Genomic DNA, 22,492 nt, shown 5'->3' on the forward strand with positions numbered 1-22,492 from the left:
GCCGAGACGGTAAAGGGGCGCTGGCGTAACATGCTGTGGCTATGGATATTTCTTCAGGGACTTAGCCTGCTGGGCGTCGTCAACTACTGGCGCCACCTGCCGGTGGACCGCAAGATCGAGACACCCGACGGCGTGGTCATGCTATTATCGGTGCGTGACGATTGGGATGGCGGACCAGACCTGATCGCCCGGCTGAAAGCCCAGACGGCGCGCTTCCGCTTGCTGATCGCAACGTCAGGCCAATGCGCTGCCGCCGATGCTTTGGCCGCGCGGGAGAATGGCTGGGTGGAGGTCGTCGATGCCGGGGTCGCCAGCGATGAAGGGCAGAAAGTCCACAAGCTGCGCGCGGCGTTGCGGGCATTGCGGCCTGACGATCGCTATGTCCTGTTCATTGACGCCGACATCGAACCGCCTGCCCGCCTCGTTGGTCGCTTGCTGTTTCCGCTGGTCCGGGGAAAGGCGGATATCGTCACCGGCTACCGCATGCTTTTGCCCGAACGCGGGCCGATGCTGGCGCTGGTCGGCGCGGTGGAGATGCAATTGGCGACCCTGCCGCGCTTCGCCAGCGCGACCATGCCATGGGGCGGGGCGATGGCGTTGACGCGCGACGTGGCCGATCGGCTGGACCTTGACCGGGTGATGGCGGGGCGACTGTCCGACGACATGGCGATTGGCCTGGCTGGCTGGCGCGCCAAGCTGCGGTTGCGGCCCGTGCGCGATCTGCTCGTGGCCAGCCCGCTGGCGGGCGATGCAGCGCAGGTGCTGGGCTTTGGTGTGCGGCAATATCGGCATATCGTCACCAACAGTCCGGGCATGTGGGCGCTGGCAACGCTGGTGGTCGCGGTACAGGCAGCAGTCTGGGTCTGGGCACTGGCCTGGGGTGGCGGCGCGATGATCGCTGTCGGCTATGGCGCGGCATGGGGACGGGCGCTGACGCGAAGGGCGATCCTGGACAGCGTTCTGGAACCGGATCAGGCGAGCCGCGCCCGGCGGTCGCTGTGGTGGGACGTTGTCGCACCTTTCGCGGTGACCTGGGCACATCTCATCGTCCAAATCGCCGCTGCATCATCATCGCGCATCCGCTGGGGAGGGTGGGATTATTGGGTCAGGCGGGGAATGGTCGTGCAGATGTGCCGGATGGATCAGAATCCGGCCGGAAATTGATGCAGCCCATCTTCCCCGATACGCAGCACCACCTTGCCTGCGACCGCACTCAACGGCAGGTCGCCATATAGGTGCGGAAAGAGTGCGCCGCCGCGCGACTCTTCCCACTTGATCGCATCGCCGAACGGAGCCAAGTCGACCATCACCATCACCAGCCGATCCTGCCCGGCAAAATGCTTCGCCGCTGTCTCCGCCGCCTGATCGCGGGTCGACATGTGGATATAGCCATCGGCCAGATCGACAGGCGCGCCCGCAAACACACCGTCGGCCTTCAACTGCGCATACTGGTCCGCCGTCAATATCTTGTAGGCGAACAGATCACTCATGCCTCGGCTTCGTCCTCATCATTTTCTTCGATGCGCGCGGCGCTGACGACATGCTCATCCTTGGCCACGTCGAACAGGCGGACGCCCGCGGAATTGCGGCCGATGACGCGCAGGCTGTCGAGGCCCATGCGGATCAGCTTGGCCTGATCGGTCACCAGCATCAGATGATCTCCATGCGTGACCGGGAAGCTGCCGACGACCGGTCCATTGCGACCGATATTGTCGATATTGGTGATGCCCTGTCCACCACGCCCCGTGCGTCGATAATCATAGGCGGACGACAGCTTGCCATATCCATTGGCGCAGACGGTCAGGATGAACTGCTCACGCTCCTTCATCAGCGCGAACATCGCCTGATCGGCCATTTCGCCATCCTTTTCAGGCTTCCACGGGGCGTAGCGGAGATATTCCTCGCGCTGTTCCTGATTGGCGCCTGACCGATGCAGGATGGACAAGGAGATGACTTCGTCGTCGCTCTTGAGCGTCATGCCGCGCACGCCGGTCGACGTGCGGCTCTGGAACTCGCGCACATCAGTTGCGGCAAAGCGGATCGCCTTGCCCTGGCGCGTGGCGAGCAGCACGTCATCATTCTCGGTCAGCAGCGCGACGCCGATCAGCCGGTCTTCGCTCCCTTCGTCGAAACGCATCGCCAGCTTGCCGTTGCTCGGCACATTGGCAAAAGCGTCCATGCTGTTACGTCGGACCGTGCCGTTCGCGGTGGCGAACATGACGTGCAGATCTTTCCAGCTATCCTCATCTTCGGGCAGCGGCAGCACGGTGCGGATGGTTTCGCCGGGACCAAGCGGCAGCAGGTTGACCATCGGCCGCCCGCGCGTCGCCGGGCCGCCTTCGGGCAGGCGCCATACTTTCATGCGATAGACTTTGCCGGCGGTAGAGAAGAACAGCACCGGCGTATGGGTCGACGTCACGAACAATTCGGTGATGGCGTCCTCATCCTTGGTCGCCATGCCCGACCGGCCCTTGCCACCACGCGCCTGCGCGCGGAAGCTCTCCAGCGGCGTGCGCTTGATATAGCCCTGCACCGTGACGGTGACGACCATATCCTCTCGCTCGATCAGATCTTCATCCTCGATCCCGTCGGCAGCGGCGGTGATTTCGGACAAACGCGGTGTTGCGAATTCCCGTTCAATTTCTTCAAACTCTTCCCTCATGACGGCATAGAGTTTGACCCGGTCGCCCAGGATCGCCAGATATTCGGCGATCGCGTCGGCCAGTTCGGCCAGTTCCTTGCCGATTTCGTCGCGGCCCAGCGCCGTCAGCCGATGCAGGCGCAGGTCGAGGATGGCGCGGACCTGAAGGTCGGACAGCTTGTAAAAATCCCCGGCCACTTCGACGTCGATCGCCTCGACCAGCCGGATATAGGGCGCGATCTCGCCGATCGGCCATTCGCGCGCCAGCAGCTTCTCGCGCGCTTCGGCGGGACTGGACGATCCACGGATGATCTTCACCATCTCGTCCAGATTGCTGACCGCAACGACCAGACCCAGCAAGATATGCGCCCGGTCGCGGGCCTTGTTCAGCTCGAACTTGGTGCGGCGGGTGATCACCTCTTCGCGGAACTTGACGAAGGCTTCGATGATGTCGCGCAGGTTCAGCAGTTCGGGGCGGCCGCCGCGAATGGCCAGCATATTGGCCGGGAAGCTCGATTGGGCGGGGGTGTTGCGCCACAATTGGTTCAGAACGACTTCGGGGGTCGCATCGCGCTTCAGGTCCATGACGATCCGCACGCCTTCGCGGCTGGATTCGTCGCGAATATCGCTGATCCCCTCGATCCGCTTTTCCTTGGCGGCTTCGGCAATCTTTTCGACCAGACCGTTTTTGCCGACCTGATAGGGAATGGCGGTCAGAACGATCGACTGGCGATCGCCACGCCCTTCCTCGACCACATGACGCGACCGCATCATGATGGAGCCGCGGCCGGTGTGATAGGCGCTGCGTGCGCCGGACTGGCCCAGGATCAGCGGCGCGGTCGGGAAATCGGGACCGGGGACGATCGCGATCAGTTCATCGATCGTGATGCCGGGATTGTCGATATAGGCAAGGCACGCGCGCAACACTTCGCCCAGATTATGGGGCGGGATATTGGTCGCCATGCCCACCGCGATGCCGCCCGCGCCGTTGACCAGCAGGTTGGGGAAGCGGGCGGGCAGAACCTGCGGTTCGCTTTCCGATGCGTCATAATTGGGGGTGAAATCGACCGTATCCTTGTCGAGATCCTCCAGCAGGGCGTTGGCGACCTTGGCCAGGCGCGCTTCGGTATAGCGCATAGCGGCTGGCGGATCGGGGTCCATCGAACCGAAATTGCCCTGACCATCGATCAGCGGCACGCGCATCGACCAGTCCTGCGTCATGCGGGCCAATGCGTCATAGATCGAACTGTCGCCATGGGGGTGATATTTACCCATGACTTCGCCGACGAGACGCGCCGATTTGCGGTAGGGGCGATTATAGACGAAGCCCGATTCCTGGGCGGAGAAGAGAATGCGGCGATGCACCGGCTTCAACCCGTCGCGCACGTCCGGCAGGGCGCGGGACACGATGACCGACATGGCATAGTCGAGATAGCTCGCCTTCATCTCGTCTACGATGCTGACGGGGCTGATGTCCGAAGGGTCGGCGAGGCTGGTCTCGTCGTTCAAGGCGATTCTCTTTTTGGATGGAATGTGTTTCTGCGTTCGCACTAGCGGAGCGAAACAAATCTGTCACCCCTCGCGCGCTCACGCGCGCGCCCGCACGGACAGACAACAGGGCCGGGGTGATGACAGCTGCTTTCGGAACGAAGCGCGCGCATGACAGTTGCAAAATCCGCCGATATAGGCTTGTTCAATGGCCATTCACGCGCCGCCCCCTAATCGGCGCACAACAGACTTAAAGTCGCCCATGGCTTCCCCCGCCCGGTGCATTGAGGAGATGATGATCATGCGTTTTGTTACCCCGGTGGCGCTCGTACTGGCTTTGGCAGTAGGTGGTGGCGCGATTAGCGCGCCTGCTTTTGCTGCCAAGAAGGAAGAGAAGAAGGCCGGGCCGAAGCTCAATGTTTCGCCCGAAGTCATCAAGGCTCTGCAGGCGGCGCAAAAGGCCGCTGAAGCGCAGGATTTCGCAGGCGCCAAGGCTGCCCTGGCTGACGCCGACAGCAAGGCGAAGTCGAACGATGACAAATATCAGATCGGCGCCATCAAGCTGAACACCTCCATCGCGAGCAAGGATAACGCGCTGCAGGGTGAAGCATTGGCCCAGATGCTCGACAGCGGCCTCACGCCGCCCGAACAGGCTGGCCAGTTCAATGCGGTTGCTGCCGATCAGGCGCTGGCTGCCAAAAATTACGATCTGGCGATCCAGCGGGCGCAGGCCGCGCTTGCGGCGGGCTATAAGCCCGAAGCGATCAAGCCGACCCTGGCCCAGGCCTATTTCGGCAAGGCGGGAACCGGCAATGCATCGGCTGAACCCGCGCGCGGTTTCAACGTTCAGGGTCTTGCCGCGCTCAAGGCTGCTGCTGACGCCATGAAGGCTGCCGGGCAGCAGGTGCCGGCCCAATGGTATCAGATCGGCGTTGGCCGGGCCGAAGCGGCCAAGCTGCCCGAAGTGACCGAATGGGCCAAGATGGCCTATCAGGCTGACCCGAGCGGCGCGAATTTGCGGACGCTGGTGCGGCTGTTCCAGCGCGCCAATCCGAACATCACGAATCGCGAAAATCTCGACGTGCTGCGCCTTCTGTCGGCGTCCGGCGGTCTGGTGGTCGCCGGTGACTTCCTCGAATATGCCGAAATGGCGTCCAAGACCGGCATCTATGGTGAGGTCAAATCGTCGATCGACCTGGGCCGTTCCAAGGGTGTGCTGAACGCGACGCAGGGCAGCGAACTCTACCAGACCGCCATGGGGCGGATCTCTGGTGACAAGGGATCGCTGGGTGCGGCCGAAGCCGACTCCAGAAAGGCTGCCAATGGCAAGATCGCCGCGGCGACCGCCGACGCCTACCTAGGCTATGGCGACTATGCCAAGGCGGCCGCCATGTTCGAACTGGCCAAGGAAAAGGGCGGCGTGGATGCGGACGAAGTCAACACGCGCCTCGGCATCGCCAAGACCATGAGCGGCGACAATGCCGGCGCCAAGGCTGCGTTCGAAGCGGTACAGGGCGGCGCGCGCAAGCAGATCGCCGGTCTGTGGCTCGCCTATCTGGGCACCAAGGGCGCCTGACGGAATACGCGCCGTCGCCCTGATGGCGGCGGCGCGTTTTTGATTTTTTGCTGATATTGATGCGTCCGGGGAGGCTTTTGGGGCTATGCGATTTCTAACCTGTGTTTTTGCGGGCCTGCCGATTGGGTCGGCTGCGGCGTTGCTGGTGGCAACACCCGCGCTCGCGAAAAAGAAGGTTGCTGCCGGTCCCGTCATCGCCATGTCCGATGCGTTTCGTGCCAATGTGGCCGCTGCGCAGGCCGCGCTGCAATCGCGTGACGTGGCCACCGCCAGCGCGCGGATCATGGCTCTGGCGCCCATGTCCGACATTGAAAATTATGTCGCGGCGGGGCTGCGGTTCGAACTGGCGGCCCAGCGCGGCGACGTGCAGGCGCAGCGTATCGCCCTGACCGACCTGTTCAAGACCAACGAGCTGCCCAAGAAGGATGCGCCGCGTCTGCGCTATGTCGCGGGCTATCTTTCCTATGCCGTGGGCAATTATGACGATGCGGTCGCCCAGCTCGATTATGCCAAGACCCTTGGCTATGATGGGATAGATGCGCTGCTGCTGCGGGCCGATATTGCCCTTCGCCGCAACAAGCCCAAGGAGGCAAGGCCGTTTGTACAGCAGGCGCTGGCGCGTCAGCGGGCGTCGGGCCAACCCGTGCCACTCGCCTGGTCCGACCGGGCAATTTCGATGGCCTATCAGGCGGGCGACTGGACCGAGGTCGGTCAACTCTATCGCGAACGGCTGACCCAGGCGGGCGCGCGGGAAGACTGGCGCTCGGCGATCACCAATTATCTGTCGGCCGCGGGCATCGATTCGCAGCTCCAGCTCGACCTGTATCGCCTGCAGGCGGCCAATGGCGCGATGGCGAGCGAGCGGGACTATCAGGCCTACGCCCAACTGGCGGAGAAGGCCGGCTATTTCGCCGAGGCCAAATCCATCATCGAGGCAGGGCGCAAGGTCGGCAAGCTGACCGCGACCCAACCCGCCACCGCATCGCTGCTGAAAGCCGTAACGCCCAAGGCGACCAAGGAAATCGCCGCCCTGCCTGCGCAGGCGAAGAAGGCGGCTGCGGCGTCATCCGGCAAGGACGCGCAGGAGGTGGGTGACAGCTATTTTTCGCTGGGCCAGTTCCCCCAGGCGGTGGAGCAGTATCGCCTGGCGCTTGCCAAGGGTGGTGTCGATGCAGGCCGTGTCAATGCCCGGCTGGGCGTGGCGCTGGCGCGATCAGGCGATTTGCCCGGAGCGCAGGCGGCATTGAGCCAGGCCAGTGGCAACTGGGCCAGCGTGGCAGGCTTCTGGTCCGTCTGGGTTGATCAACAAAGCCGCAAGGTCGCGTGAGGATGTGCCGGATCAGCCTGTGATCCGGCCACAGCCTGACACTTACACCGGCAAGGGTACGCCCGGCAGGTTTTTCGACGTGCGGATGGTAAGCGAGGTTTTGACGCTCACCACATTGGGTGCTGGCGTCAGCTTGGACGTCAGAAATTGCTGAAAACTCTGAAGGTCTTTCGCTACAACCTTCAAAATAAAGTCGATTTCGCCGTTCAGCATGTGACATTCGCGCACTTCGGGCAGCTCAGCAACATGGTCCTGAAACGCTTTGAGATCGGCTTCCGCCTGGCTTTTCAGGCTCACCATCGCGAACACCGTGATCGTATAACCCAGCATCCCCGGATCGACCACGGCATGATAGGAGGTGATGGCGCCTGCTTCCTCCAGTGAACGGACGCGGCGCAGGCACGGCGGCGCGGTCAGGCCCACCTTGCGGGCCAGTTCCACGTTGGTCATCCTGCCATCCTGTTGCAATTCGCCCAGAATTTGCAGGTCAATGTCGTCGATATTCGGGCCGGCCATTATTGTGCTTATTTCCTGTCCTGATTTCCTGTCCCATCATAATAATGTTTCAGGGCAATGCAATTGTCCCACTATGCGACGATCGCTTTCGTTCGCGTAACCAACCCCTTTTCCTTTGCAGGGCTAGGGCTTATCGGTAGTGCGTAACAGCCGCTGCGCGCACCGGGCACCGGTTTGCGCCACGGCCATATGGGGATTATTGGTGCGTTTCAACGATCTGATGCAGACAGTGCTGGCCGCTGACGACCGAGCCGGGCTGGGCGCGGTGACGTTGTGGCGTCAATGTGTCGATCTGCTGGCGCAGCATGACCGCGCCGACCGTATGCCGATGGCGGCGGACCAGCGGACTGCCTTGCTCGATCGTCTGTCGGGGCTACGGTCCAAAATGTCGGAAACGCAGCGCATTGCGACTGTCGTCGAACTCGGCGGTCGGCTGCGGTCGGCCAGCCTGGTCGAATTTTTTGCACATGACCGACCCTCTATTGCCGCCGCAGCGATGGCGCGGGCGCAATTGCCTGACATGGTTTGGGATGATCTGCTGCCGCGATTGACGCCTACCGCGCGTGGTGTTCTGCGTGGACGACGGGACATCGGCCCGGCGACGCGACTGGCGCTCGAAGCCTTTGGCCCGTCCGATCTGGTGCTGACGACCGTGCGTGACGACATGGTGGGGGACAGCGACATGCTGCTGACCGCCGATATGATCCCCGCGAACGATGTGCAGGAGCCGGAGATCGAGGCCGGCACGGTCACGCCGCTCCGCGCGCCAGTGGGCGACAAGGACCAGATTCGCAATCTGGTCGATCGGATTGCCCAATTCACCAGCACGCGCTCACCGCCCCAGCCTCTGGAACCGCTGGTGGACGAACCGGCTGACCGCAGTGCCCCGCCGCGCGATTTCGCGTTCGAGACGGATGCCTCCGGCGTCATTCTGTGGATCGATCGCGGGCCACGCGCGGCGCTGATCGGCCTGTCGCTGGGGGATGCGGCGCTGGAGGGTGGCAGCGGGCCGGATGGCCATGTCGCGGGTGCCTTTGCCCGGCGCAGCGGGTTCCAGAATGGCCGTTTCGCGATTGTCGGTGGGACTATGGCAGGCGAATGGCGACTGTCCGCCGCGCCCTTTTTCGATCCACGATCCGGCCGGTTTCAGGGGTATCGCGGTCAGGCGCGTCGCCCCTTCCTGCATGAAGTGGCGGTACAGCCAGCGCCGCCGCGGGACGGTCTGAGCGGTCTGTCGGCGGATTCGCTGCGCCAGCTTGTGCATGAACTGCGCACGCCCCTGAACGCGATTCTGGGCTTTGCCGAGATTATCGAACAGGAATTGTTCGGTCCCGCGGGCGCTGAATATCGTGACATGGCTGGCAATATTGCGGTCGATGCACGCCATCTGCTTGCGGCATTCGATGATCTGGATCTCGCTGCCCGCGTGTCGCGCGGCGACGATGTCAGCACGCCGCAACTGCTCGATCCCGAACTGCTGATGCGCCAGATCGCCAGTCGCTTCCGTGATCAGGGTGGGGCGTTGGTCGATATCGCCATGGCAGCCAGCCTGCCGCCGGTGCAGATCGACCCGGTGCAGGGGGAGCGCATGGTGCAACATTTGCTGCGCACGCTGATTTCGGTCGCGCCAAAAGGGGAAGCGGTGACGGGTGCCTGCTGGTTCCAGCCCGACGGGGGCAATGGGCGCGTGGTGCTGGCCATTGACCGGCCATCCAGTCTGGCAGGTATGGAAGAAGCGCAATTGCTCGATCCCGGCTATACGTCCGATGGCGACTGGGCCGATGGGCCGCTGTTGGGGCTGGGCTTTTCGCTGCGTCTGATCCGCAGCCTGGCCGGAACATGCGGCGGCAGTCTGGATGTGGAGCCGGGGCGCTTGCTGCTTGCCATCCCCGCCGCCAGCATTGCGGAAGATACGCAGCACGCCTGACGGGCACGGCAACCCTATGGCAACCATTGCGCGCTAAGGGGAGGGGCATGACTGTTTCCTCCCATGACGGCAACCTGCTGGCCCCGCCTTTGCCGCAGGACAGGATCGCCCTCGATCCCGCATTCGGCACCCGGTTCATGCTTTTCGTCGATACCGAAGAGGAATTCGACTGGAACGCGCCGTTCAGCCGTACCGGCCATGGCGTCACGGCTCTGTCCGGCATGGCGCGTGGGCAGGACTATTTCGCGGCGGCAGGTATCAAGCCGGTCTATGTCACCGATTATCCCGTGGTAGACTGCGACGCGGCGTCAGCGATGATGGCGCAGTGGGTTAGCAATGGCACTGCTGATGTCGGCGCGCATCTTCACCCCTGGGTCAACCCGCCCCATGTCGAGAAGGTAAACGCCGCCAATTCCTATGTCGGTTTCCTGCCGGAAGCGGTAGAGCGCGCCAAGCTGGAGGCGCTATGCCGCCGGATCGAGGAACGCTTTGGCCAGCGACCCATTGCCTATCGCGCTGGCCGCTACGGCGTTGGCCCCAACAGTGCGCGACTGCTAAGCGACGTCGGGTTCCGCCTCGACAGTTCGGTGCGCAGCCGCTTCGATTATAGCCAACAGCAAGGCCCGGACTTTTGCGGATTGCCCCAAACCCCCTATTGGGCAGGGCCGGACCGGAACTTGGTGGAACTGCCGTTGTCGACAGCCTTTGTCGGCCTGCTGCGCGGTGCAGGTGAGCGCCTTTATCGCGCAGCCCAGACGATGGGACCGCTCGCCGGCGCCCTGTCGCGCGCCCGCATGTTGAGCCGGGTGCCGCTGACGCCAGAAGGCATCTCCGCATCCGAAGCCATTGCGGCAATCGACGCCCTGATCGAAGAAGGCGTGCCGGTTCTCAATTTCAGCTTCCATTCGCCCACGCTGGAGCCTGGCCATACCCCCTATGTCCGTAACGAAGCCGACCGCGCCGCCTTTTACAATTGGTGGGACAGGGTACTGACCCATCTGGCGAAACGGGGCGTAAGGGCGGCCAGCCTCGATCAGTTTCTTAACGCGGTGCCCATGCGTATCGAGACTTGCCAAGCGGCGTGATGCTCCTTAATCGGGCGTTCGTTGACAAGGTGGGGCCTGTAGCTCAACTGGTTAGAGCTGTCCGCTCATAACGGATAGGTTGCGGGTTCAAGTCCTGCCGGGCCCACCAATTCTTCACATCATAGCAGCGTTTCGCGAATTCGCGGTGATTAGCCGTCAAATGGAATGTCGCTCTGGTCATCTTTCATGGCTGCAAGGATCGTCATCGCTTGGAGCGCGCTACAGGCTCGCCCAGCTTGTCCACTATCATGCCTGCGTGGGGTGGGCCCTCATCCCTGCGCCATCGCTACCTCAAAGGCCCCGACAGTTCAGCGACCTGCTCGGAACGCAAGTCGATCGCACATTTGCGTGCTCAGGCGTCTTTCATCTTCTTGCGATGTTCCCGCATCATCATATGGCAGGCGAGGCGGTCATGGTCGTCGGACTGGCGCTTCTCCCAGGGCGGTGACCAGTCGGCAGGCGGCTCGCCACAAAAATAGCCGCCGCGCCGAGAGCGGGTCGTCGCATCGGCTGTGGTCGAAAGCGCGGTGGCGATCAGCCCAAGCGCGAGTATCAATTTGCTAAACGGCATGGCTGAACCGCGTTTCCTGCGGGCGGAGATAGGCGTCGAAACAAGCCGCGACCGACCGGGCGTAGGGTTGCGCTTCCGGGCGGATCTCGATCATTCCGTCGTGCAGGCGGGCAATCCCCATGTTGATGAATTTGGCCAGGTCGCGCGATTGAACGACCCCGTCGCTTGGCGCTGCGCCGTCGCACAGCAGGCGCTCGATCAATCGCCCGCGCTTCTGATCGTCGGCGCTGCGCCTTACGCCGCGGGTCGCCGTTAGCCGCTGTTGGCCGATCATGTCCCGATAGGGCCCGGCATTTTTCTCATTCTGCACGATCAGGTCGGGAAACTGGCTGATCGCACTGGCCCCCAGGCCGATCAGCACGTCGCTGTCATCCTCGGTAAAACCCTGGAAATTGCGCCGCAATCTGCCGCTGGTCGCGGCCTTTGCCAAAGGGTCGCCGGGCAGTGCGAAATGATCGAAACCTATGGCGCGATAGCCTGCTGCAGTCAGCATCGCATGCCCCTGTGTCGCCATGGCGAAACGCGTGGCCATGTCGGGAAGATCGGCCTGCGATATGCGGCGCTGGCGGTGCAGCAGATGGGGCATGTGGGCATAGCCGAACAGGGCGATGCGCGATGGCGCCAGACGGATGCTCGTCTCCAGCGTTTCAATCAGGTCCGCTTCGCTCTGACCCGGCAGGCCGTACATAAGGTCGAAACCCACGTCGATATGTGCCCGGCGCAGCCCCTCAACCGCCGCTTCCACCATCTCGACAGGCTGCACGCGCCCGATGGCCTGCTGGACATGCGGCGCAAGGGTCTGGACGCCCAGATTGACCCGCGAAACGCCGATCTGGCCCATCGCGTCGATCCACGCCCGGTCGAGGCGGCGGGGATCGATTTCGACCGATAGCGCAGCATCGCTGGTGTCAAAGCACAGCAGCAACTGGTGATTGAGGCGCACCCAATCGACCAGCGGCAACGAATTCGGGCTGCCCCCGCCAAATGCGATATGGGTGACGCGCCGCCGCCCGCCCACGCGGGACGCAACGAGGGCGATCTCCTGCTCCAGCGCATCGACATAGGTGGCAAGGCGGCGGGGCCGTGTCGCAGCACCAGTGTTGCACCCGCAATACCAGCAGATGTCGTGGCAATAGGGGATGTGCAGATAGAGCGAGATCCCTGCATCCTGCGGAAGCCTGTCGAGCCGTTCCTCCAGCGCTTCGGCGCCGACGGCGTCGGTGAATTGCGCGGCGGTCGGATAGCTGGTGTAGCGCGGCACCGGGGCCGCCAGCAGATCGGGATGGTATCGGAACATGGAAAGCGGCCTGCCATCTGCCGCGCGTCCCCGCATTGCGAAAGATCAAATCTCCGATTGCGCGGCGTCAAGGAACGACCGGCCAGCCCGGCCTACAAGGCGTCATTGACCGCAACATCGGGGACGGAGACAATAATGCGTATAAAGACTTTCTTGCTGGCTGGCGCGATGGCGGGCGCACTGGTGGCCGGTCCGGCTCAGGCCAAGCAAGGCGACATCCTGCTGCGCGTACGTGCGATCATGGTCGCGCCGAACGAAAAGAGCGGCAGTGTCCTGCCTGCCTTTCCAGGCGAAAAAGTGTCGGTCGACAACAGCGTCATGCCCGAAATCGACGTCACCTACATGGCGACCGACCATATCGGTTTCGAACTGATCGCCGCGACCACGAAGCATAGCGCCACGGGCCGCACGGGTACGACCGGCAGCATTGGCAAGCTCGCCTCGACCTGGGTATTGCCGCCGACGCTGACGATGCAATATCATCCGGTCGTCGACGGCCCCATCCGGCCTTATGTGGGGGCGGGCATCAACTATACGCTATTCTATGCAGAAGATGCCTCCACGGGTCTGGAGACAGCCGTGGGCAAGACCAAGGTGCATATGAAGGACAGCGTCGGCTGGGCAGGGCAGGTCGGGGTCGATGTCGACCTGAACGAGAAGATCTTCCTCAATTTCGATGTCAAATATATCGACATCAACACCAAGGCGCGATTGGCGACCACGGCCGCCGGTGTCCAGCGCGTCAAGCTGGCGCTCGACCCGTTGGTATTTGGCGTAGGCGTCGGCATGCGTTTCTGATCGAACAGTCCCTACCACGAAAAATGGCTCGGCCGGTCCTTCGGCTGAGCCATTTTTCGTCGGCGCGTCGGGCAGTCCCGCACCTGTTGAAGCACCGGCGCAGAACAGGATGTTCCCGATGCGAGGCAGGTTCAGGCCGCTGGCTGCCAGCGCGTGATGCGGACCAGCAGATCGAGCAGCTTTCGCTATTCCGCGGCAGTCATGAGCGTATCGAGGTTGGCGTCATGGCTTCTTGCATGTCGGGCAAGAATGACGACCTTTTCCTGACCCGCAGGCGTAAGATAAAGATGCTGTACGCGACGGTCCTTGCTGCTCTTCTCCCGCGCTATGAGGCCTTGCCGTTCGAGGTTGCCCAGATGAGGGGTGAGGGTGGACTTGTCGCGACCATTGGCCGAACTGATTTGCGATGGCGTGATGCCGGGATTTTCCTCGATCATGCGCAAAACGGCATAGTCACCGGGCTTCAGTCCATTTTCTTCGGTGATGCGGCGGAATTCCGAAAATGAGGCGGACTGTGCAAGGCGCAGATTGAACGCGATGCTTTGCGCGAACTCGCTTGGGTTGAACTGCCACCCGTCGCCGGGCTTGCCGGTCGGATCGGACGGCTTGTTCTTGTTTGCCATATGTTTTCAATCTCTTCGCGTTCGTCGTTCGTGCGTCGGCCCAGCCGCCCTAGCTCCTGCCGGACTGGAGCGAGGGCGGCTGGCCGGGCAGGTCAGATCGGGAAATGCCCTGCCTGGGTCTCCATGGTTATCCAGCGCTGTTCCGTAAAGCTGTCGATACCAGCCTTGCCACCGAAACGGCCATAGCCCGATGCGCCGACTCCGCCGAAAGGCATTTGCGCCTCATCATGCACGGTCGGGCCGTTGACGTGACAGATGCCGGACTGAATGCGCCGGGCGATACGCAGTCCGCGCGCTGTGTCGCGCGTGAATACCGCGGCTGACAGGCCATATTGGCTGTCGTTGGCCAGTTCGATCGCACGCTCTTCGTCGCGCGCGCGCATCACGGCGACGACCGGGCCGAAGCTTTCATCGCGGTAGAGGTCCATTTGCGAGGTGACGCCGGTGATGACCGTCGCTGGCATCAGCACGCTGTCACCCTTTCCGCCTGCGGCCACGCTGGCGCCCTTGGCCACGGCGTCGTCGATCAGGCTGTTTACATGATCCACGGTCTTGCGGTCGATCACGGCGCCCAGCGGCGTCTTGCCTTCGCGGGGGTCGCCGACGGTCAGAGTCCGGGCTTTCGCGGCGAATTTCTCTATGAACGCATCGGCCACGCTTTCCACCACGATGATCCGTTCGGTCGACATGCAGATTTGGCCCTGGTTCATGAAGGCGCCGAATGCCGCCGCCTTGACCGCTTCGTCAAGGTCGGCATCTTCGAGCACCAGCAACGGCGCCTTGCCACCAAGTTCGAGCAGGCACGGCTTCAAATGCTCGACCGCGCGTTTGGCGATGATTTTGCCGACGCCGGTCGAACCCGTGAAATTGATGCGCTTTACCTCCGGCGCATCAATCAGCGCGCCCACCACTTCGGCGGCATCCTCCGGGGCGTTCGTGACGATATTGACGACGCCTTCAGGGAAACCCGCCTCTGCAAACGCCTCGACGATCAGCATGTGCGTACGCGGGCAGGCCTCGCTGGCTTTCAGGATCACGCTGTTGCCGCAGGCCAGCGGGGTCGCAATGGCACGCACGCCCAGAATGATCGGCGCATTCCAGGGTGCGATGCCCAAGATCACGCCAACCGGCTCCTTGAGCGCCATGGCGATGCAGCCCGGCTTGTCGGAGGGGATCACTTCGCCAGTGATATGCGTCGTCAGCGCCGCCGCCTCGCGCACGATGCCTGCGGCGAGGCCAAGATTGAACATGGCCCACCCCGCGGTGGACCCGGTCTCGTTCATCATGGCGGCGACAAAATCGTCCTGGCGCGCTTCCAGCGCCGCTGCGGCTTTCATGAGCACGGCACGGCGGGCATTGGGGCCCATCGCCGCCCAGGCGGGAAAGGCGGTCGCGGCGCGCGTAGCCACTGCGTGCGCGTCAGGAGCCTTCATGGCGGGCGCCGACGAAGCAATTTCCCCGGTGAGCGGGTTCAGGCGTGTAAAGGTCAATCTATCCTCCTTGCAGGCCGGTTTCCGGCCTTTCATACCATGTAGAAATCGGCGACCGTTTCGATCCGGTCATTCATAAGAGTGATCGTTTTGGCAGCAATCCTTAACTCGCCAGCTTGGCTGACGAACTGGTAGTCGTAACGCCCGAACAGGCTGCGCTGTCGCTGACGCTTGGGTTCGTAGATGTGCGAGCAGAACGCTGCTGTCGCGCTGTCTGGCCCTTCGACGATGATATTGGTGACCTGATGGCAGACGCGCGCCAGAATGTCCGATGCGACCGACATGCCTGAGGTCGCACGCCACACGCGGTCCTCCAGATTGTGCCGCCCCTTATAGTAGATGTGCGACAGCTCAGCGTCCGGATCGCTTGTCGTCGTGTCTTCGTCAAGCCAGGCGGGCATCCAGAAAACGCAGTCCTCGCTATAGAGATCGAGCCATTCGCGCCAGCGCCGCCGGTCGAGCAGCATCGCCTCGCGCGTGATAAGCGCTGTCGCTTCCGCCAGATCAAGCATCCAGTGTCTCCCGGGCAGCACCCGCCTCCATCCGCGCCAGCCAGGCGCGATAATAGCTGTGATAGAGCGTTTCATCGCAGAGCATGGCGTCGCCGAGAACGCTGCGCGCCGGGTTCATTTCCAGAAGATCGGAAAAGGCGCTTCCGCCGGTCACGCTGGCCGTCGCGCCGCGACAATATCCATAGGCCCAGCTTTGCAGGCGGTTGGCATTACCCGCCTGGCAGTCTTCATAGCTTACGGTGTCGTCTGGCGTCGCCATGCCGGTCGGGTTGAAAAAATCCTCGTAATTACGGATTCGCTGGCTGCGGGCTTCTGCGCTCTCTCCGCGCGGGGCGATGCAAAACGTCCGCATCTCGGTCTTGTTGGCCGCTAAGGGTCGGATGATACGCAATTGGCTCGATGCGTTTTCGGCAAGTTGCAGGTTAGGAAAAATGGTCAGGTTCCGCATGTTGAACATCCAGTCCCGGCGGGCGGCGCCATAGCGTTCAGCCAATATTTCGGCACGCTCGAACAGGGGAACGGCATCGCTGACGCCGATCAGCCCCCAATTGAGCACATGCCCTTCGTCAAAGCTGTAAGAGCCGCCGGTGATGCCTTCGGCTTCCTCGCTCCAGTTCTTGTCCTTTTCCCAGATCGACCGCACCGATTCCGCCCGCCTTTCCTTGGCGCGCTTGTCCAGAAGGCGGATGTAGGATGGATGGGCCGAGGTGAAATGATAGGCGTCGGAGCAGTTTTCGAGCTGGTATTTCCAGTTCCCGTCGAATGTGAAGACGATCTCGCCGGGGACAAGTTCAAGGCCGCCCTCTCCTTGGTCCGCCGAAAGGTCCAGCAGGCGCCGGGCTTCGCCCAGATGCTCTTCGATCGGGCAGGTCGGGACGAGGCTGCCGAACAGAAAGCCGCGATAGTTGGCAAAGGCTGGCAGACGCGGCAGGTTGCGATCGCGGCCGATAAATTCTTCCGAATAGGCGCCTGCGTTCGTGCCCTTGACCGCAACGTTGCGGCCGGCGCTGTCAAAACTCCAACTGTGATAACGGCACACATGAAGCCGCCCCTTGCCGGTGCGGCGGTGACAGATCAACGCGCCCTTGTGCGGGCAGGCGTTGACGAACGCGCCCAATGTTCCTTCACCATCGCGCATGACGACGATCGGGGTGTGGCCGATGGTGACGGTGAAATAGCTATGTCTTTCGGCTGCCTGGCTATCCATTCCCAGGAATACCCAGCCGCCTTCGAAGATGTGGCGGATTTCCCGCTCGAACAGGGCCTCGTCGGTAAATGCCGCGCGGTCGACGCTGAACCAGCCATCTGAAGGGCGGTCATCGACCAGCGCCCTGACATTTTCAATCGTCACTCTCTGCTCTCCTCAATCCCATTTCTTCTTCTCGTTGTGGCTGTGCGCGCCGACCGGAGGCCAGTTAGCGTCGGCGCGCACAGGGCAGGTCAGCTCTTCACGCGCAGGGTGAGATACCACTGACGCGGCGGCGAATAGCCGACACCGACAAAGCCGATCGCACCCGGACCGGATTGATCATAGCCGCCGACCACGAACCGTTTATCAGTTATGTTCTTGACCCCGAAGGTGAGACCCCAGCGGTCGCCGGCGTCGTCGAAGGCAATCGAACTGTTCAGCAGGCCGACATTGCCCGATTGCAGATAGGGTGAATTTTCTGCGTCCGGCGACGTGTTGCTCTTGTAGTTATAGTCGCCGTTCCATGTGATCCGGGCGCCGCTGGCCAGATCGTAGCGGTAATTGGCGCCAAGGGTGACCGACCATTCCGGCGCATTGACAAGATTGTTGGTCACAGGGATCGTCGCGCCGGGCGACATTCTGGAATAATGGGCATCGAGATAGCCCAAACCAACGTTCAGTCCGAACCCGCCGAATCTGGCATCCGCCTCTGCTTCGAAACCGCGGATCGTCGCTTCGCCAGCGTTCTTGAACACGGGCGAAATGGCGATGATCTCGGTAACCTGTATGTCTTTGTAGGCAGTGGTGAACGCAGCCATGTTCAGCCGCAGGTGCCCATCCAGCAAGGTGGATTTCAAGCCGATCTCATGCGTGTCGGCCCTTTCCGGCCGGAAGGTCAGATCGTTCGCCGTCGTTGTGGAGGGCGACAGCAGGCGGGTCGTCCACCCGCCGGACTTGAAGCCCTGGGCGAACGAATAATAGAACATGACGTCCCGGTTGAATTTATACTCCGCACCGGCCTTGAACGAGACGTTGCTGAAACTCAGCTTGTTCATGCCAAAGGGGTATAGCCGCGTCAGGTCGTTCTGGTCGGGAAGGAATGGGAGCGGGAGCGAAGTCACGACATTCGGATCAACGCCAGCGCCAGCCCGCGCCCAGAAGGCGTTCAGATCCTGCTGATCACCCCGAAACCGCTTGTTTTCCTTCGTATAGCGCACCCCGAATGTGAGACCGAACCGATCCGTGACATCGAAATGCTCATGCATGAAAGCCGCATAGGCCTTGTTGTTGAAATGGTTCGGCCCATAAATCTGGATCAGCCCTTCGGCGAATACCGGCGTATCCAGCAGACTGCCCGTTTCGGAGAAATAATAGAGGCCGACCGTCCCCTTCAAACGACCGTCGAAATTGTCGTGGTTTAGCTGAAGCTCCTGCGAAAACTGCGTCTGGTCCATGGCGAACGAGGCATCGTTCAGGATGATCGGCGTCGCCGCGATTTCGCTGCCGAACCGGGATTTCAGCGAGCGATAGGCGGTGATCGACTTGAGCGAGGCGTTGTCCGCGACTTCCAGATTGCCCGTCAGGGAGAGGCCCCAGGATGTCAAATTGTCGAAGTTACTGCCGCGTGCATAGCTTTTGTCGATGTCGCCAGTGACGAAAGCATCGGAGATCGGCAGACGATCATTGTTGGGATCGGCATCGACATTCACGCCATAAAAGCTGGTGCCCACGACGCCACGCGCGCTACAGACGGCAATTGGCGCCTGACCGAAAATGCAGCCATTATAGGCGGATGCGACGGTACCGTCATTGGCCCCCGCCTTGGTAAACAGCAAGGTGCTCGGTCGGGCTTCCTGCTGGGCGCGCGTGTAATCGGCGGAGAGCAGGAAATCCAGCTTGTCGCTAGCCAGCCATTTCAGTTTGAAACGGGCATTGAAGGCGTTTTCGCCGCCCTGCGTATCGGAACCGCCAGGCGTCCCGACCTTGCGGAACATGCCCTGGTCAGTGATCGTGCCGGGCAGTCCGGGGAAGGGGATGCGCTTCTGATAGCCGTCGCGGTGCTTGTAGGAAAAGGATGCCTGCGACAGCAACCTGCCATCAATCAACGGTATGTCGATCGATCCGCGCACATCGGTGCGGCTGAAGCTGCCCGTCGTGCCTTCAAGCTGATAGCGAAAATCCTTTGCAGGGTCGCGGGTCACGATGTTGAGCGCGCCGCCGATGGTATTGCGTCCGAACAGGTCTCCCTGGGGCCCTTTCAGCACCTCGATACGCTCAAGGTCCAGCAGGTCGACCACCGCGCCCAGCGACCGGGCATAATATACGCCATCGATATAGACGCCGACGCCCGGTTCAAGATTGAAGGCGAAATCGTTCTGGCCGATACCGCGTACGGTAGCGACCAGGATCTGCGAGGAACCAGCGAAGGAGACGGTGTTCTTGATCTCTATGTTGGGAACATAGCCGCCGATCTGACCGACACTGGTGATGCCCTTCTGTTCGAGGGCCTGGTTCCCCAGTGCGGAAATGGCGATCGGCACTTTTTGCATATTCTCCGATCGCTTCGTGGCGGTGACGACGATTTCGCCGACACTGTCGTTCGATGCCGTATCGGCTTCCTGTGCAAAGCCCGCGGGCATCGCTGCGAATATGCTGCCCAGCAGCAGGGCTGCGCGCAATGTGCGGCCGTTGGCCATCTTGTTTTGATGTTTCATTTTCCCCGAACTCCCTGGTTCATGCCGCACTCCCCATTTCGGGCAGAACGTGCAGCTATCCTCTATGAATAGAGGGGGCCGGAAAGACTTGTTCGAGCTGGTTCCCAAGCTTGTTCCGAGCGGAATCACGCGGTGTCAGGTTTCGCATACCAGCGATCAGGATAGCCGAAGATTGTTGGTTGCGCAGAAAACATGGATTGATCCCGATTGTAGGGTAAAACACCTTTGATATTATTTTATTCTGTCCCAACGAGACTTGAATATGGCGCGAAATGCGTCCTCGTAACTTTCGTAATGCTCAGGATCTTCAGTAAGTCCACCTGGCTCTCCCGTCGCAATTCGCCCAATCGCGTAAGGGCCGTCAGGTGTCAGGGGCACGACCACTTCCTTGTCAGCAAGAGGAAGCCTGCCAAAGGCACGCGCCACCCGAGCCGTTCGATCATCATGCGGCCCAAGTGGGGACCTCAAATAAGCTTCGGCTACTTCCGGCATTATCTCGCGGCTGAGTCGCGATATGAAGCGCTTTTCAATCACAGCAGAGATCTCTCTCTGTCTATCCTGCACCGAACGCGCCTTTACCTGACCAATCCCGGGAGTACGCGGACAATATTGATCGGAAGACATATTTATGACCCTTCATCACCTGATGAATCTGAAAATCCTCAAATAATAATTGGTATTTTCATTTAAATTTAACTGAAAATCATCATCAATAAACAGAGTTGTCGCTTTTTTAATCTGCAGTTATAGGATGTAGTACAGTTCACGTATGTGTTCAAAACTCACGGATACTTTTACACGGCGATTGTCGCGATAAGATATCATGAGAGCGCACCTTCACATCAATTCCAGCGCATACGTCGAATGGCAGCCTGGCGTTGTCCAATTATCACGCCTCAACCAATGCCGAACACACCGCGCCGCGGGTCTGTCCACTACTATCCGGCTGCGCGAAATCACCGATCCTAAGTTCGCCGGTGATTTCGACACGGAGGCGAAGGGCGAGGCTGAGTTGCAGGGGAGAGGCATGCGTGCGCAAGCCGGTGGAGCTTCGCCGGCCAGCGGCCGTCTCAGAGCGTCGCATCAGCGTGATGCCCAGACGCGCCGAAGTGTTGGCGCTGACCACCGATGACGATACGGCCATTGCAGGTTTTCTTGATCAAAGCCTTGTGGTCGCGTCGGAATTACCGCGCCCGCCTCTACGGCCACACCTCCAAGCCACCCCTTCCGCTCAGCCCGCCCGTTCCTGGCGACGCTGAGGTGGTGCCGGTTTTCTGGACAGGGTGTTAAGCTAATCCCGACCTGACGGATTGGTACGGGAATGAAGGCGACAAGGAAGCGCTACAGCGCGGATTTCAAGGCGAAGGTTGCGTTGGAGGCGATCCGGGGTGATCTGACGCTGGCGGAGCTCGCCGCCAAGCACGGCGTCCACCACACGATGATTGCGGCCTGGAAGCGCCAGGCGATCGAGGGGATGGCGAACACGTTCTCCGGGGCCGGTGATGCGGCCAAGGCCGCCAGCGAGAGCGAGGTGGAAAAACTGCATGCCAAGATTGGGCAACTGGTCGTGGAGCGTGGCTGCGCGTCGCATGTCATGCCCCCGGCATGACGCTCCGCTCGCTTTAGCGAAAGCCTTCGGTCGATGAGCGTGGACCGGAGGCGGGCGATGGTCGAACCTGCTCACCACCGCCTGTCGATCTCGGCGCAGTGCCGCCTGCTGCGGATCCGCCGCTCGTCGTATTACTGCGCACCGGTGCCGGAAACGGACGAGACGCTGGCACTGATGATGGTGATCGACGAGACGTTCATGGAGTGCCCATGGTACGGCAGCCGCCAGATGGCGCGGCACCTGCGGCGCGCAGGCTACGAAATCGGTCGGTGCCGGGCACGGCGCATGATGGCGAAGATGGGGCTGATGTCGATCTACCAGCGGCCGCGCACCAGCGATCCGCACACGCAGCACCGGATCTATCCCTATCTGCTGCGCAAGCTGGCGATCGAGCGGCCCAATCACGTCTGGTGCGCCGATGTGACCTACATCCCGATGCGCCGGGGCTTCCTCTATCTGGTGGCGATCATGGACTGGGCTACCCGCAAGGTGCTGGCCTGGCGGCTGTCGAACACCATGGATGCCGGGTTTTGCGTCGCGGCGCTGGAGGAAGCGCTGTCCCGGTTCGAGAGGCCCGAAATCTTCAATACGGATCAGGGCAGCCAGTTCACCAGTTTCGCGTTCACCAGCGTGCTGCGCGACGCCGAGGTGCGTATCAGCATGGACGGTCGGGGCCGGTGGATGGACAACGTCTTCATCGAGCGGCAATGGCGATCCCTGAAGTACGAGTGCGTCTACCTCCATGCCTTCGAGACCGGATCGGAGCTGAAGGCTGGCCTTGGCCGCTGGATCACCTATTACAACACCCAGCGTCCGCACTCGGGCCTGGCAGGGAGAACCCCGGTCGAGGCCTATCGGCGGATCGGGCAATCAGATCATGGGGGGCATGCCCCCCATGATCTGATGATCAAACAGGCGACGTGAATGACAACCGGGATTAGCTTAACTCAGCCGCCAAACTGTCCAAGAAGGCGGGACCACCTCACTCGGCTACCCGGGCCTCACCAATCCGCGATTGTTGATCAAGACGGCCCTGAATCCGGCAACGATCATGAGCAGTGCACTACGCCCACCCGCGCACAGGCCTCATTACCTGTCCATCGGGGTATGAACCTCCATAGGTTGTTGC

Annotated in this window: 17 protein-coding genes, 1 tRNA gene and 1 pseudogene; 8 read left to right on the top strand and 11 right to left on the bottom strand. The window is 61.6% G+C overall.

Translation table 11 applies throughout. The features are described 5' to 3' along the window. Nucleotides 1-30: 30 nt before the first annotated feature. The gene (locus IWY39_RS01550; protein WP_107125521.1) at nt 31-1,164 is read left to right on the top strand and encodes a glycosyltransferase; all 1,134 of its coding nucleotides are present in this window, start codon (nt 31-33) and stop codon (nt 1,162-1,164) included. On the opposite strand, the gene IWY39_RS01555 is transcribed toward IWY39_RS01550, so the two are convergent. Together IWY39_RS01555 and gyrA are read right to left on the bottom strand one after the other, a co-directional pair. Beyond that, nucleotides 1,143-1,490 carry a DUF952 domain-containing protein gene (locus IWY39_RS01555; protein ID WP_107125522.1) on the bottom strand — a complete coding sequence of 116 codons (348 nt, stop codon included), beginning with the start codon at nt 1,488-1,490 and terminating at the stop codon, nt 1,143-1,145. The genes IWY39_RS01550 and IWY39_RS01555 overlap by 22 nt on opposite strands. After that, nucleotides 1,487-4,150, bottom strand: a complete 2,664-nt coding sequence (gene gyrA, locus IWY39_RS01560) for a DNA gyrase subunit A (RefSeq protein WP_017182669.1) — start codon at nt 4,148-4,150, stop codon at nt 1,487-1,489. Before gyrA ends, IWY39_RS01555 begins: the two co-directional genes overlap by 4 nt. Before the next feature lie 280 nt (nt 4,151-4,430). On the opposite strand from gyrA, the gene IWY39_RS01565 reads away from it, so the two are divergent. Next, nucleotides 4,431-5,705, top strand: a complete 1,275-nt coding sequence (locus tag IWY39_RS01565) for a hypothetical protein (RefSeq protein WP_181316795.1) — start codon at nt 4,431-4,433, stop codon at nt 5,703-5,705. An 85-nt stretch (nt 5,706-5,790) separates the two neighbouring features. Beyond that, on the top strand, nt 5,791-7,032 hold the full coding sequence (locus IWY39_RS01570; RefSeq protein ID WP_107125523.1) for a hypothetical protein: 1,242 nt from the start codon (nt 5,791-5,793) through the stop codon (nt 7,030-7,032). 42 nt (nt 7,033-7,074) lie between these two features. Here IWY39_RS01570 and IWY39_RS01575 read toward each other — a convergent pair whose 3' ends face one another. Beyond that, nucleotides 7,075-7,548, bottom strand: coding sequence for an Lrp/AsnC family transcriptional regulator (locus IWY39_RS01575; RefSeq protein ID WP_006950751.1), 474 nt, complete (start codon nt 7,546-7,548; stop codon nt 7,075-7,077). Between the two features lie 199 nt (nt 7,549-7,747). Here IWY39_RS01575 and IWY39_RS01580 point away from each other — a divergent pair, with 199 nt between their 5' ends. From IWY39_RS01580 to IWY39_RS01590, 3 genes are all read left to right on the top strand, one after another. Beyond that, entirely contained in the window at nt 7,748-9,475 is a 1,728-nt protein-coding gene (locus IWY39_RS01580; protein ID WP_107125524.1) for a sensor histidine kinase, read from the top strand. Between the two features lie 47 nt (nt 9,476-9,522). Beyond that, nucleotides 9,523-10,560 carry a polysaccharide deacetylase family protein gene (locus IWY39_RS01585; protein ID WP_107125525.1) on the top strand — a complete coding sequence of 346 codons (1,038 nt, stop codon included), beginning with the start codon at nt 9,523-9,525 and terminating at the stop codon, nt 10,558-10,560. 32 nt (nt 10,561-10,592) lie between these two features. Further along, nucleotides 10,593-10,669, top strand: a tRNA-Ile gene (locus tag IWY39_RS01590). A gap of 243 nt (nt 10,670-10,912) precedes the next feature. Here the strand turns inward: IWY39_RS01590 and IWY39_RS01595 are convergent. Both IWY39_RS01595 and hemN read right to left on the bottom strand, forming a co-directional pair. Then, a complete protein-coding gene (locus tag IWY39_RS01595; protein WP_107125526.1) occupies nt 10,913-11,131 on the bottom strand; it encodes a hypothetical protein in 219 nt (72 codons plus the stop codon). After that, entirely contained in the window at nt 11,121-12,428 is a 1,308-nt protein-coding gene (gene hemN, locus IWY39_RS01600; RefSeq protein ID WP_107125527.1) for an oxygen-independent coproporphyrinogen III oxidase, read from the bottom strand. The genes IWY39_RS01595 and hemN overlap by 11 nt, the downstream gene beginning before the upstream one ends. 135 nt (nt 12,429-12,563) lie before the next feature. On the opposite strand from hemN, the gene IWY39_RS01605 reads away from it, so the two are divergent. Then, nucleotides 12,564-13,226, top strand: a complete 663-nt coding sequence (locus tag IWY39_RS01605) for an OmpW/AlkL family protein (RefSeq protein ID WP_107125528.1) — start codon at nt 12,564-12,566, stop codon at nt 13,224-13,226. 185 nt (nt 13,227-13,411) lie between these two features. On the opposite strand, the gene IWY39_RS01610 is transcribed toward IWY39_RS01605, so the two are convergent. From IWY39_RS01610 to IWY39_RS01635, 6 genes are all read right to left on the bottom strand, one after another. Further along, nucleotides 13,412-13,849: a MarR family winged helix-turn-helix transcriptional regulator gene (locus IWY39_RS01610; protein ID WP_107125529.1), complete on the bottom strand. Its 438-nt coding sequence runs from the start codon at nt 13,847-13,849 to the stop codon at nt 13,412-13,414. 92 nt (nt 13,850-13,941) lie between these two features. After that, entirely contained in the window at nt 13,942-15,339 is a 1,398-nt protein-coding gene (locus tag IWY39_RS01615) for an aldehyde dehydrogenase (RefSeq protein WP_196871317.1), read from the bottom strand. Nucleotides 15,340-15,371: 32 nt separating this feature from the next. Further along, a complete protein-coding gene (locus tag IWY39_RS01620; RefSeq protein WP_107125531.1) occupies nt 15,372-15,851 on the bottom strand; it encodes an aromatic-ring-hydroxylating dioxygenase subunit beta in 480 nt (159 codons plus the stop codon). Continuing rightward, on the bottom strand, nt 15,844-17,202 hold the full coding sequence (locus IWY39_RS01625) for an aromatic ring-hydroxylating oxygenase subunit alpha (RefSeq protein ID WP_107125532.1): 1,359 nt from the start codon (nt 17,200-17,202) through the stop codon (nt 15,844-15,846). Before IWY39_RS01625 ends, IWY39_RS01620 begins: the two co-directional genes overlap by 8 nt. 89 nt (nt 17,203-17,291) lie before the next feature. Then, the gene (locus IWY39_RS01630; RefSeq protein ID WP_107125533.1) at nt 17,292-19,754 is read right to left on the bottom strand and encodes a TonB-dependent receptor; all 2,463 of its coding nucleotides are present in this window, start codon (nt 19,752-19,754) and stop codon (nt 17,292-17,294) included. Nucleotides 19,755-19,985: 231 nt separating this feature from the next. After that, nucleotides 19,986-20,378, bottom strand: a complete 393-nt coding sequence (locus IWY39_RS01635) for a hypothetical protein (protein WP_145169796.1) — start codon at nt 20,376-20,378, stop codon at nt 19,986-19,988. Nucleotides 20,379-21,075: 697 nt separating this feature from the next. On the opposite strand from IWY39_RS01635, the pseudogene IWY39_RS01640 reads away from it, so the two are divergent. Next, nucleotides 21,076-22,287, top strand: a pseudogene (locus IWY39_RS01640) (IS3 family transposase). The last annotated feature ends 205 nt before the right edge of the window (nt 22,288-22,492 follow it).

Origin of the sequence: Sphingobium sp. JAI105, assembly GCF_015752145.1 — a bacterium.
Taxonomy (GTDB): domain Bacteria; phylum Pseudomonadota; class Alphaproteobacteria; order Sphingomonadales; family Sphingomonadaceae; genus Sphingobium; species Sphingobium xenophagum.